The sequence below is a fragment of the Amycolatopsis sp. NBC_01488 genome (genome assembly GCF_036227105.1).
In the GTDB taxonomy this organism is placed as follows: Bacteria; Actinomycetota; Actinomycetes; order Mycobacteriales; family Pseudonocardiaceae; genus Amycolatopsis.
Genome location: NZ_CP109434.1, coordinates 4,101,184 through 4,112,866 on the forward strand (window position 1 = coordinate 4,101,184; position 11,683 = coordinate 4,112,866).

Consider the following 11,683-nt stretch of genomic DNA (forward strand, 5'->3'; position numbering starts at 1 on the left):
GGAACACAGCATCGAGTAGTGCGGCTGGTTGGCGATCAGCGGGACGTCGTACCGCGAGGCCGCTTCGTGCGCCTGCAGCAGCTGCTCGGCCTGTTCCAGGAGCGCGTGATCGCCGCCGAGGCGACCGTCACGCTCGAGACCGCGCCCGGTCACCGGACGCGGTGCCTGCCGAGCCCGTACACGGCCGAGTTCGAGCTGGTCAAGGCCGGTCTGCGGGACGTGCCCGCGCAGGAGGCGTGGCAGCGGCTGGAGGAGCTGAACACCGGACGGCTGCGGGTCGCGAGCAAGGGGGCCCGCCACGGTGGCGAGCGGCTCGACGAAGAAACCCAGCTCACCGAGGGGATGTTCATGGCGGGCCAGGTCGCGGTACTGCGGGAGCGCCGGACGACGATCGCCGAGCTGCACGCCGACGTGACTTCCGGGAAAGCCTTTGCCCGTCCGGCCGATCCGGTGCCGGCGTCGGAGACCAAGGACATCGCCGTCATCGGCATGGCCTGCACCTTTCCCGGTGCTCCCGACCTCGACGCGTTCTGGTCGACCGTCTTGCGCGGCGAGGACGCGGTCACCGAGGTCCCGCCGGCCCGGTGGGACCCGGCTGTCTACTTCGGACAGTCGACGTCGAAGTGGGGCGGGTTCCTGCCGCCGCTCGACGTCGACCCACTGGACCACGGCATTCCGCCGTCCGCGATGAGCAGCATCGATCCCGCTCAGCTCGTGTCGCTGGAGACCGCGCGCCGGGCATTGGCCGACGCGGGCTACGGCGAGCGCGACTTCGATCGCGAGCACACGAGCGTCGTGTTCGGCGCGGAGGCGGGCGGCGACCTCGCGAACGCGGGCACGCTGTGGTCACTGCTCGACGGCTACCTCGACGAGGTGCCGCCCGAGCTGCTCGCGCAGCTGCCCGAACCCACCGAGGACACCTTCCCCGGCACGCTCGCCAACGCCATCTCCGGCCGGATCGCCAACCGCCTCGACCTCGGCGGCGCGAACTACACCGTCGACGCCGCGTGCGGCTCGTCGCTGGCAGCGTTCGACCTCGCCGCGAAGGAGCTGCGTGCCGGGACCAGCTCGCTGGTGCTGTGCGGTGCGGTCGACCTGCACAACGGCATCCACGACTACCTGATGTTCACCTCGGCGGGCGCGCTCTCGCCGACGGGCCGCTGCCGCCCGTTCGACGCGGCGGCCGACGGCATCGCGCTCGGCGAGGGCGTCGCGTGCCTGGTGCTCAAGCGCCTGTCCGACGCCGAACGCGACGGTGACCGGATCTACCCGGTGGTCAAGGGCGTGGGCGCGGCGAGCGACGGCAAGGCGCTCGGGCTGACCGCGCCGCGTCCGGAAGGCCAGCGCCGGGCACTGGACCGGGCTTACCGCGACGCCGGAGTGTCCCCTGTGGACGTCGGGCTGGTGGAGGCCCACGGGACCGGGACGGTGGTCGGCGACGCGACCGAGCTGCGGACGTTGACGGACTTCTTCGCTTCCTCGGGCGCGGCACCGGGGAGGTGCGTGCTCGGGTCGGTGAAGAGCCAGATCGGCCACACGAAGTGCGCGGCCGGGCTGGCCGGGCTGATCAAGGCGGCGCTGGCGCTGTGGCACGAGGTCGTGCCGCCGACGCTGCACTTGACGAGGCCGAACGCGGCCTGGGACCCGGCGGCGAGCCCGTTGACGTTCACGACGGCGGCGCGGCCGTGGGCGGATCCGGCCCGGTTGGCGGGGGTGAGCGCGTTCGGCTTCGGCGGGACGAACTTCCACGCGGTCCTCGGCGCGGGCCCGGTGGCCCCGGACCGGCGGCACGGCCTGCGGGACTGGTCCGCCGACGCCGAGGAGATCCTCCGCAGCGTCCGGAAGACCGACGCGGACCCGGGCCAGATCGCTTTCCTCTTCCCCGGCCAAGGCAGTCAGCGCACCGGCATGCTCGCCGAGCTCTTCGTGCACTTCCCCGAACTCGCCGACCTCCTCCGGCTCGCCCCCGACGTCGCCGGGAAAGCGTTTCCCCCCAAGGCTTTCAACGCCGGCACCGCCCAAGCGCGCGAACAAGCCCTCACCGACACCCGCGTGGCGCAGCCCGCGCTGGGACTGGTCGAGACCGCTGTGGCAACGCTGCTCCGGCAGGTCGGCGTCCGGCCGGACTTCCTCGCCGGGCACAGCTACGGCGAACTCGTCGCGCTGTCGGTCGCCGGTGCCTTCGACACCGAAACCCTGCTCAGGCTGAGCCGAGCGCGTGCGAACGCCATCGCCGACGTCGCCCGGCCCGGCGCGCCGTCATGGCGGCGAAGGATCTCCTGACGCCCACCCTGATCGGCCCCGACGTCGTGGTCGCCAACCACAACGCGCCCGAGCAGGTCGTCCTGTCGGGACCGGTGGCCGCGGTGGAACGGGCGATCCGGCGGCTGCGCGAAACCGGCGTCACCGCCCAGCGGATCCCGGTCGCCTGTGCCTTTCACAGTCCGCTCGCCCCGGGAGTTCCCGCCGGGCCTGCTGCCCGAGCACGTCCCGGCCGACCCGCTGGGAAATCCGCCCGCGGCGCTGACCCCGGCTCCCGACACGGACCTGGCGGGGTTGACGGCGTTGCCGGCCGGCTGGACGGCGGCGGTCGGCCCCCTGGTCGCGCCGGCGGCGGCCGCGGAGTCGTTCCGGATCGCCCGCCGCGCGCTGGACCTGGCGGCGCGGGGCCTGCTGGAGGCGCCCGGCCCGGTGTTCTGGTGCCGCGACCACCTGACGACGCTGCTGCTCCTGGTGGACGAGTTCCTGGTCGCCCAGCTGGCAACGACGACGTTGACGCCGCTGGCCGGGTTGTCCGGCCGACGGCGGGAGCAGCTGGCGGAGACGTTGCTGGCGCTGGTCCAGACCCGCGGAAGCGCCCCCGAGCTGGGCCGGCTGCTGGACCTGCACCCGCAGACGATCCGGGCGCGGCTCAAGAAGCTGGGCGAGCTGTTCGGGGCGCGGTTGGCCGACCCGGGGGAGCGGCTGCGGCTGGAGCTGGCGTTGCTGGCGGAGCGGGCACTTCCGGGCGAGGAGTGATCCGGGCACGGCGTCCTACGGCATTTCGAGGACCGTCCCGGCACGCGGTCCGGCGAGCCGCTCCGCGACAGGTTCACCGTTCTGGGGGACACCACCTGGTGGCGCTGACGGTGCTGCTTTCGGGAACACCCACCGCCGGTAGCCGTACCAGCGGACAGCGGTTCCGGACAAAGTGCCCAGCACCATCCCCGCCACGAAGTCCGCGACCTCCTGCGCCAGGTGGCTCACGTGCGGGACCGACAGGTGCAGCGCGTACCGCGAGACCAGCGCCGGCACCAGGTTCACCGCCACCGCACCCGCGTTGACCACGAAGAACAGCGCCGCCTCGCGCAGTCGCCGGTGCCCTCCTCGGCCGGCGAACGACCAGCGTCGCGACAACAGGTACGCGAACGCCGTGGAGGTCACCGTCGCGAGGAAGAGGGCCGTCACCGGCTTCTCGGACAACACGGTGAGCTTCAGGCTGTAGTCGCCCAGTAGGGTGACCCCGTACGCGGCCAGGCCGACGACGGCGAAGCGGAGCAGCTCTCGCGGCTCGGCCATGGTTCCTCCAGGTGACGCCGACAGGGTGGAGGTCTTTCGATGGCACGCACGGGCGGTGAGGGTGAGCTCCCCTCGGTCGCCGAGCTGGTGAACCTTTCGCAGACGAAACCGCTGGTGATCCGCGGTGACCTCGACGCGATGCTCGCCGAGGAACCGGCTCCCGAACCGAAGCCCGATCCGCTGGCCATCCTCGACGCCGAGCTCGCGGCTCCGGAGCCCGAGGACGAGCGCCCGCTCGAAGCCCCGCCCGCGGAGTCCCGGCGGACGAAGCCGTTCGTGCTCGCCGCGGGTGCGGCCGTCGCGCTCGGGCTGGCCGCCGTCGTGCTGCTCCAGCCGCAGCAGGTCGGCGGGACGGCCACGTCGCCGCCGGGCGCCACCGCCCCCGCCGCGCCGCCGACCTCGAGCGACGCGGTGGAGACGATGAGCGCTTCGGCGGCCGCGCCCCCGCTCACCGCCGAGGTGCACGACTCGCCGGTCCGGACCACGAACCAGCCGGCCGCCGCGGGGCGCAAGCCGGCGCACCCCACGACGACGGCGCCGCCGCCGGCCGAGGACCAGTGGCAGCAGTACGTGAGCTCGGTGATCAGCTCGTGGCAGCAGCGCCCGCACGGCGGGCGGAACCACTGATCAGCAGGCCGCCGTCGCCGGCTTCCCGGCGATCCGGTCCTTGACGAACGCCCGGACGTCGGCGTTGCCGGTGTAGACGAGCGTGATGTGGTCGGTGTCGTAGGTCTTCCACGTCTCCGCCACGCCCGCCGCGCAGTACGTCTTGTGCACGGCGTCGGCCTGCGCGAACTGCACCAGCTGGTCGCCGGTGGCGTGGTAGAGGAACACCGGGACGTGCGGCGGGCTGCCGCCGAGCTTGTTCTCGGTCAGCCGCGCGACCCACGCGGGCTTGATGTAGCCCGGGCCGGTCGTGTAGTCCGCGATCTTCTGGTTCGCGTACGTCGTGAGCAGCTCGAACGTGCACGCGCACCTACTCGCTGTCCGCGCTGCAGAACTGCGGCCCCTTCAACGACTACATCAGCGCGTTCGCCAAGAGCGACGGCAACTCGCTGGACCTGAACCTCGTCAAGAAGTGACCCGAGCTGCCGGCCCCCGTCGCGCCGCGGCGGGGGCCGGTGCCACGCCCAGGAAGGGAGCGCCTGTGCGGAAAGCCCGGTGGTTGCTCGCGGCGGGCCTCGCCTGCCTGACCGTTTCCGCCCTGCCGGTCCCGTCCGCGCAGGCGTCGACGCCGATCGACAAGGAGCTGAACTTCAGCTGCCCGTTCCCGTTGATCGGCCGGCAGAAGCTGGACGTCGAGGTCAAGGCGTCCTTCGAGGTGCCGTCGGCACCTGGTGGCACCTTCACGACGTCGGACCTGTCGGTCGCGGTGAGCGTGCCGGACAAGTCTGCCCGCGGCCTGGCGCTGGTCGGCGCGGCGAGCATCGAAGGGACGGCGTCCGCAGGGGTGACGCTGACCGACGGTTCGCTGACGCTGCCGCTGAACCTGCCGTTGACCGTGGCGAAAACGCCGGTGCCGCCGTCGGGCACGTTCACCACGCAGGCGTCCGGTTCGGTGCCGCCGGTGCAAGGTCTTCGGGATCGTGCCCGCGACGGCCCACCTGCAGTTCAGCCCGGACGGGCCTGCAGACCGGCGAACTCACCGGCAGCGGGTTCGTCGCGCACGCGCACCTCGCGCTGGCGGTACCGCAGGTGACGCTGTTCGGGCTGCCGGTCGCCGACGCGGGCTGCCGGGCGAGCGCGCCGATCCCGGTCGACCTGAAGACGGGTACCGGGTTCGCGCTCGCGTCGGGCGGTCCGGTGAGCGGGGAGTACACGATCCCGCCGCTGACCGGCTGCGGCGCGTTCACGGCGTACCTGAGTTCGCTGGTCCACAGTGACGGCAACACGTTCGCTGTCACGTTGACCGCCCGCTGAGCGGGATTCACCTCCACCCGGTAGCTGTGCCGGACGACCGTTGTCGTGAACTGTCGATTTCGCGCCCTCTCGCGTGACGGAGTAGGAAAGGACACGACCGAGAGGAAACGGACATGGCGCAGTACGCGGTGCTGATCTACGAGCGGGTGCCCGCCGAAGACCTGCCGAAGGAGATCATGGACCGGCACCTGGGCTTGCCGGACCTGATCGCTTCGAAGGGCGGCAAGGTGACCGCGGGCCTGGCCCTGCAGCCCAACGAGACGGCCACCGCGATCCGCGGCGACCTGGTGACCGACGGGCCGTTCGTGGAGACCAAGGAGGTGCTGGCCGGGGTGTACGTCCTGGAGGCCCGCGACCTCGACCACGCGCTGGCCTGCGCGAAGCTGACGCCGGTCGTCGAAGGCGGCGTCGAGGTCCGGCCGCTCGTCGGCTTCCAGGTGGTGCCGGGCTGACGTCCGTCACCGACGCCGTCGCCGAAGCGCACCGTCGCGAGTGGGCCTACGTGCTCGCCGCGACGGTGCGGGTCACCCGCGACCTCGACGAGGCCGAAGAGGCCGTCCAGGACGCCTACCTCCAGGCGCTGACGCGGTGGGCGGCCGACGGCGTCCCGGACCGGCCGGGCGCCTGGCTGACCACGGTCGCGCGCCGGAGTGCGCTCAACGGCGTCCGGCACCGGGAAGTGCTGCGGCGCAAGCTGCCGCTGCTGGTCGAGCCGGACGTCGAGGAGCCACCGGAGCCGGCCGGGCCGATCCCGGACGACCGGCTCCGGCTCGTCTTCACCTGCTGCCACCCGGCGCTCGCGCAGGCGGCCCAGATCGCGTTGACGCTCCGGCTGGTGTGCGGGGTCGCGACCGCCGACATCGCGCACGCGTTCCTGGTGCCCGAGCCGACGATGGCCGCCCGGCTCACCCGCGCCAAGAAGAAGATCGCGGCTGCGCGGATCCCGTACGCGGTGCCCGCGGCCGAGGAGCTGCCCTCGCGCGTGTCCGTCGTGCTGACCGTGCTGCACCTGCTCTATTCGGCCGGGCACACCGCGCCGTCGGGGGACGACCTGGTGCGCGACGAGCTGACCGGCCGCGCGCTGGACCTCGCGCGGATGCTGCGGGCCCTGCTGCCCGCCGACACCGAGGTCGCCGGGCTGCTGGCGCTCCTGCTGGTCCACCAGGCCCGGCGGGCGACCCGGACCGACGACGCCGGACGGCTGCTGCGGCTGGCAGACCAGGACCGCTCGCGCTGGGACACTGCGATGATCGCCGAGGCCGACCGGCTCGTCGTCGAGGCGCTCGAGGGCGGCCCGCCCGGGCGGTTCGGCGTCCAGGCCGCGATCGCCGCCCTGCACGCCCAAGCGCCCGGCTACGCCGAGACGGACTGGCCGCAGATCCTCACCCTCTACGACGTGCTGCTGCGCCTGTGGCCCTCGCCGGTCGTGGCGCTCAACCGCGCGGTCGCGCTGGCCATGGTCGACGGCCCGGCGGCCGCCCTCGGCGAGATCGCCCGGCTGGAGGCGGACGGCAGGCTGGCCGGCTACCGCTACCTGCCCGCCACCAAGGCCGACCTGCTGCACCGCCTCGGCCGCGACGCCGAAGCGGCCGACGCCTACCGGGCCGCGCTCGCGCTGAGCGACAACGCCGTCGAGCAGGAGTTCCTCGCCGCCCGGCTCAGCGGCGGTTGAGCAGCAGGACGAACCCGGCGGCCGAAAGGAGCAGCGCCGCCAGGAAGAACGCGCCGTGCAGCACAGCGCCCATGGCGACGTCCCCGAACAGCTGCACCACCAGGTCCACGATGCCGAGCGAGCCGACGATCGCCAGCGCGGCGCGCGTTCCCTTGACTCCGCGGTACCCGCCGTAGACGAGCAGCGCCCACAGGCCGGCGCCGACGACGTACGCGAGGATCGCGACCGGGAGCGGGACCGCGGCCTCGACGGCGGACCGGCGGCCGCCCAGCAGCGAGCCGAGGAACCAGCACGCCGTGGCGCCCCACCAGGCGAAAGCGGCGCGCGGGGACATCTCCGCAGGGTAGAACCGGACCGTCCGGTTCCGGCACGGTCACGACCCGAACCGTTACCCGCCCGGTGGCACGCCGGGGTGCTATAAAGCGCTACCTCCGGGGGACCGGTTTCACGGCCGTAGGCGGCCGCCGCCGGTGCCGCTAGGGTGATCGTCTGGATGTGCTGGCTCGAGGGCAGCCGAACGGGAGACGCCGGTGACCGCCGCGCACGACTCATCGTGGGACTCCGGCACCCGCTTGCGCGTGCTGCTGGTCGAAGACGACGACGGTGACGCGCTGCTGGTCGAGGAAATGCTCACGGACACGTCCGTGCCGTTCTCGCTCGAACGCGTCGAAACGCTGGCCGCCGCGCTGGCCGGCCCGCTCACCGCCGACTGCGTCGTGCTCGACCTCCAGCTGCCCGACGCGATGGGCCTGAGCGGCCTGACCAAGCTCGGCCAGCACGCGCCCGGCGTCGCGGTCGTCGTCCTGACCGGCGGCCACGACCAGGCCACCGGGGTCGCCGCGGTCGCCGCCGGCGCGCAGGACTACCTCGTCAAGGACCAGGTCGACGGGCCGCTGCTGGTTAAGGCGCTGCGCTTCGCCCGCGAACGCAAGCGCGCCGAGCAGGTCGAGCAGCAGTTCCTGCAGCAGCAGCTGCTCGCCAGGGAGAACGCGCGGCTCGAACGCGGCCTGCTGCCCGTGCCGCTGCTGCGCGACCCGCACCTCGAACTGGCCTCCCGCTACCGCCCGGGCCGCAACGGTTCCCTGCTGGGCGGCGACTTCTACGACGCGATCGAGCTCGCCGACGGCGCCGTGCACATGATGATCGGCGACGTCTGCGGGCACGGCCCGGACGAGGCCGCGCTCGGCGTCGCGCTGCGGATCGCGTGGCGCTCGCTCGTGATGGCCGGCCTGCCGATGGCCGACGTGCTGAGCATGGTCGAGCGGGTACTGGTGCACGAGCGGATCGAGCCGCTGTTCGCCACCGTCTGCATGGTCGTCGTCGCGCCGGACCGAAGATCCCTGCGCCTGTCGCTGGCCGGGCACCTGCCGCCGCTGCTGCTCACCCCCGGCGACGGGCACCTGCTCTCCGGCGAACGCCTCGGCGTCCCGCTCGGGATCGTCGACGGCTCGAAGTGGGAGGCGCTCGACGTGCCGCTGGAACCGGGCTGGTCGTTGCTGCTCTACACCGACGGCGTGTTCGAGGGCCGCGTCGGCGCCGGGTCGGAACGGCTCGGCCACGAGCGGATGGCCGCCATCGTCCTCGAGATCCAGCACCGGACCGGGTTGACCGGCACCGACCTGCTCGACGAGCTGATCGCCCGCGCCGAGCGGCTCAACTCCGGGCCGCTCGACGACGACGTCGCCCTCGCCCTGCTCAGCCACGACCCGGAGGCCCCGGCTGATGAGCACTGAAGCACGCGGCTGGCCGATCGGCCGCTGGCTGACCCTGTTCGCCGTCGCCGAAGCCGTGCTGCTGCTCGCCGCGCTGGTCGGCGGCGCGGTCGCGCTCGGCAACCTCACCACGGCCCGCAACACGCTCCTCGACGTCATCGCGCCGCAGCGGCTGGCCGCGTCGCAGCTGTCCACCGCGCTGCTGAACCAGGAGACCGGCGTCCGCGGCTACCAGCTCGGCCGGAAGCCGGACTTCCTGACGCCCTACACCGACGGCGTCCGCTCGCAGGCCGACGCGGTCGCGCAGCTGCGGCAGCTCGGCGCGGTACCCGGCACGCAGATCGGCGACGACCTGGACACCGTCCTGCGCGCGGCCGCCACCTGGCAGGCCTCGGCCGCGCCGACCATCGCGCCCGGGGCCGCCCCGGTGACCGCGGCGCAGGTCGAGCGCGGCCGGACGCAGTTCGACGCGGTCCGCCGCGCCCTGGACGCCCAGCTCGCCCACCTCGGCGCGGTCCGCGACGCCGGCCGCGTCGACCTCGACGGCGCGGCGACCTTCCTGACGTCCATGCTCGTCGCGGTCGCGGTGCTGGTCGTGCTGTTGTTCGTGGTGCTGTTCCTCGGCCTGCGGCAGGTCATCACCCGGCCGATCCTGCGGCTGGCGGGTGAGGTCCGCCACGTCGCCGACCAGGACGTCCGCCGTCCGGTGAACGGGAGCGGGCCGCGCGAGATCGCCCAGCTCGGCGCCGACGTCGAGGCCATGCGGCTGCGCATCCTCGACGAGGTCGCCGAACTCGAACAGGCGCACGCGATGCTCGACCGGCGCACGCGCGAGCTGGAGCGGTCGAACGCCGACCTGGAACAGTTCGCCTACGTCGCTTCGCACGACCTGCAGGAGCCGCTGCGGAAGGTGGCGAGCTTCTGCCAGCTGCTCCAGCGCCGCTACCAGGGCCTGCTCGACGAGCGCGGCGAGCAGTACATCGAGTACGCCGTCGACGGCGCGAAGCGGATGCAGGGCCTGATCAACGACCTCCTGGCGTTCTCGCGGGTCGGCCGGAACCCGGGCGAGCACGTCGTGGTCGAGACGGGCAGGCTGGTCGACGACGCGCTCGCGAACCTGGAGGTCGCGCTTTCGCTGAGCGGCGGCAAGGTCGAGCGCGGCGAGCTGCCCGAGGTGCGCGTCGAGCCGGCGCTGATGACGGCGGTGTTCCAGAACCTGATCGGCAACGCCCTGAAGTTCAACGGCGAGACACCGCCGGAGGTGCGCGTCACCGCGGAGCGCGACGGCGACGACTGGGTGTTTTCGGTGTCGGACAACGGGATCGGCATCGACCCGGAGTACGCCGAACGGATCTTCGCGCTGTTCCAGCGGCTGCACACCCGCAACGCCTACCCGGGCACCGGGATCGGGTTGGCCCTGTGCCGCCGGATCGTCGAGTACCACGGTGGCCGGATCTGGCTCGACACCGAAGCCGAGGACACCACGTTCCGCTTCACCCTGCCGGCCACCGAGGAGAGTGGGGGCGCATGACGCCGTCGCCGGTCCCGATCGACATCCTGCTCGTCGAGGACGACCCCGGTGACGTGCTGATGACCCGGGAAGCCTTCGAGCACCACAAGATCCGCAACGCCCTGCACGTCGCGAGCGACGGCGTCGAGGCCCTCGAGTTCCTCAACCGCGAGGGCCGGTTCGCGGCGGCGCCGCGGCCGGGGCTGATCCTGCTGGACCTCAACCTGCCCCGCAAGGACGGCCGGGAGCTGCTCGGCGAGATCAAGCAGGACCCGGAGCTGCGCACCATCCCCGTGGTCGTGCTGACGACGTCCGAAGCGGAGGAGGACATCGTGCGCAGCTACGACCTGCACGCCAACGCCTACGTCACCAAGCCGGTCGACTTCGAGAAGTTCGTCGAGGTGGTCCGGAAGATCGACGAGTTCTGGGTCACCGTGGTCCAGCTGCCGCATCGGTAGCGGCCATCGTCGGCGTGGGGCACGATAAGGGGCTGTGACCTCTTCATCCCGGGATCTTCCCGCCGTCGAGCTGGCGGTCACGCTCGACTGGCGGGACACGGCCGCGGTGCTGCGCGTGGCGGGGGAGATCGACCTGGTGAGCGCGCCGGAGTTCGAGGAGGTCGTCGACGTCGTGCTGGCCGACGGGCCGCGGACGCTGGTGGTCGACCTGCGCGCGGTGACGTTCTTCTGCTCGGCGGGCCTGCAGGTGCTCGCGGCGGCGCACCGCAGGCTGCCCGAGGGCGCGCTGCGGGTGGTGAGCGATTCGCCGGTGACGTCAGGGCCGCTCAAGACCACCGGCCTCGACACGTGGATCGGCATCCACGCGACGGTCGACGAGGCGCTCCGCCGGTGACGGCCCAGGAAGGCGACCCCCCGATGGACGAACCCCCGGGACCGTTCCGCTGCCACGGCGTACAGGCCGTGCCCCAGGCCCTGCGGCGCCTCCGGCACGACCTGACGGCGTGGGTCCTCTCGGCCGGCGTCGAAGCGGGGCGGGCGCAGGACATCGTGCTGGCGAGCTACGAGGCGCTGGCGAACGTGGCGGACCACGCGTACGACAGCGCGGGTTCCGGCGTGGTCGACGTCGACGCGGCGGTGCACCCGGACCGGATCGAGGTGGTCATCAGCGACCACGGGAAGTGGCGGACGCCGGTGGTCGACCCGCGGCCGATTTCGGTGCGGGGCCGGGGGTTGCTGCTGCTGCGGGCGAGCGCCGACCGGGCGGACATCGCGTCGGGCGAGTCGGGGACCGTGGTGACGCTGGCATGGGACCTGGCGCCGGTCCGTCCTTGATCGGTTCGCCTGATCGTGT

At 72.8% G+C, this 11,683-nt stretch carries 13 protein-coding genes and 2 pseudogenes; 12 read left to right on the forward strand and 3 right to left on the reverse strand.

Annotated features, from left to right (window positions below):
* Positions 1 to 81: 81 nt before the first annotated feature.
* Both OG738_RS19945 and OG738_RS44685 read left to right on the forward strand, forming a co-directional pair.
* A pseudogene (locus OG738_RS19945) lies at positions 82 to 2,238 on the forward strand (beta-ketoacyl synthase N-terminal-like domain-containing protein); the annotation flags it as partial.
* Positions 2,239 to 2,430: 192 nt separating this feature from the next.
* Positions 2,431 to 3,018 carry a helix-turn-helix domain-containing protein gene (locus OG738_RS44685; RefSeq protein ID WP_442875913.1) on the forward strand — a complete coding sequence of 196 codons (588 nt, stop codon included), beginning with the start codon at positions 2,431 to 2,433 and terminating at the stop codon, positions 3,016 to 3,018.
* A 15-nt stretch (positions 3,019 to 3,033) separates the two neighbouring features.
* Here OG738_RS44685 and OG738_RS19955 read toward each other — a convergent pair whose 3' ends face one another.
* Entirely contained in the window at positions 3,034 to 3,558 is a 525-nt protein-coding gene (locus OG738_RS19955) for a GtrA family protein (protein WP_329055906.1), read from the reverse strand.
* Positions 3,559 to 3,597: 39 nt separating this feature from the next.
* Between OG738_RS19955 and OG738_RS19960 the strand changes: the two genes are divergently transcribed.
* Complete coding sequence (locus OG738_RS19960) at positions 3,598 to 4,185, forward strand: hypothetical protein (protein ID WP_329055907.1); 588 nt, start codon at positions 3,598 to 3,600, stop codon at positions 4,183 to 4,185.
* Here the strand turns inward: OG738_RS19960 and OG738_RS19965 are convergent.
* A pseudogene (locus OG738_RS19965) lies at positions 4,186 to 4,536 on the reverse strand (lipase family protein); the annotation flags it as partial. It abuts the gene before it with no gap.
* 169 nt (positions 4,537 to 4,705) lie between these two features.
* Between OG738_RS19965 and OG738_RS19970 the strand changes: the two are divergent.
* The 4 genes from OG738_RS19970 (at position 4,706) to OG738_RS19985 (ending at position 7,150) form a co-directional block, all read left to right on the forward strand.
* On the forward strand, positions 4,706 to 5,257 hold the full coding sequence (locus OG738_RS19970; RefSeq protein ID WP_329055908.1) for a DUF6801 domain-containing protein: 552 nt from the start codon (positions 4,706 to 4,708) through the stop codon (positions 5,255 to 5,257).
* Positions 5,254 to 5,478 (forward strand): hypothetical protein, encoded by a 225-nt coding sequence (locus tag OG738_RS19975; RefSeq protein WP_329055909.1) that lies wholly within the window; start codon positions 5,254 to 5,256, stop codon positions 5,476 to 5,478. The genes OG738_RS19970 and OG738_RS19975 overlap by 4 nt, the downstream gene beginning before the upstream one ends.
* Before the next feature lie 113 nt (positions 5,479 to 5,591).
* Positions 5,592 to 5,930 (forward strand): YciI family protein, encoded by a 339-nt coding sequence (locus OG738_RS19980; protein WP_329055910.1) that lies wholly within the window; start codon positions 5,592 to 5,594, stop codon positions 5,928 to 5,930.
* On the forward strand, positions 5,927 to 7,150 hold the full coding sequence (locus tag OG738_RS19985; protein WP_329056764.1) for an RNA polymerase sigma factor: 1,224 nt from the start codon (positions 5,927 to 5,929) through the stop codon (positions 7,148 to 7,150). Before OG738_RS19980 ends, OG738_RS19985 begins: the two co-directional genes overlap by 4 nt.
* Here OG738_RS19985 and OG738_RS19990 read toward each other — a convergent pair.
* Positions 7,137 to 7,484 carry a hypothetical protein gene (locus OG738_RS19990; RefSeq protein ID WP_329055911.1) on the reverse strand — a complete coding sequence of 116 codons (348 nt, stop codon included), beginning with the start codon at positions 7,482 to 7,484 and terminating at the stop codon, positions 7,137 to 7,139. The genes OG738_RS19985 and OG738_RS19990 overlap by 14 nt on opposite strands.
* Before the next feature lie 196 nt (positions 7,485 to 7,680).
* On the opposite strand from OG738_RS19990, the gene OG738_RS19995 reads away from it, so the two are divergent.
* Genes OG738_RS19995 through OG738_RS20015 form a run of 5 tightly spaced genes read left to right on the forward strand, consistent with a single transcriptional unit; the run spans position 7,681 to position 11,664 of the window.
* On the forward strand, positions 7,681 to 8,883 hold the full coding sequence (locus OG738_RS19995; RefSeq protein WP_329055912.1) for a PP2C family protein-serine/threonine phosphatase: 1,203 nt from the start codon (positions 7,681 to 7,683) through the stop codon (positions 8,881 to 8,883).
* On the forward strand, positions 8,873 to 10,393 hold the full coding sequence (locus OG738_RS20000; protein ID WP_329055913.1) for a sensor histidine kinase: 1,521 nt from the start codon (positions 8,873 to 8,875) through the stop codon (positions 10,391 to 10,393). Before OG738_RS19995 ends, OG738_RS20000 begins: the two co-directional genes overlap by 11 nt.
* The gene (locus tag OG738_RS20005; RefSeq protein ID WP_329055914.1) at positions 10,390 to 10,830 is read left to right on the forward strand and encodes a response regulator; all 441 of its coding nucleotides are present in this window, start codon (positions 10,390 to 10,392) and stop codon (positions 10,828 to 10,830) included. The genes OG738_RS20000 and OG738_RS20005 overlap by 4 nt, the downstream gene beginning before the upstream one ends.
* A gap of 34 nt (positions 10,831 to 10,864) precedes the next feature.
* A complete protein-coding gene (locus OG738_RS20010) occupies positions 10,865 to 11,224 on the forward strand; it encodes an STAS domain-containing protein (RefSeq protein WP_329055915.1) in 360 nt (119 codons plus the stop codon).
* A 23-nt stretch (positions 11,225 to 11,247) separates the two neighbouring features.
* Entirely contained in the window at positions 11,248 to 11,664 is a 417-nt protein-coding gene (locus OG738_RS20015) for an ATP-binding protein (protein WP_329055916.1), read from the forward strand.
* Positions 11,665 to 11,683 lie beyond the last annotated feature (19 nt).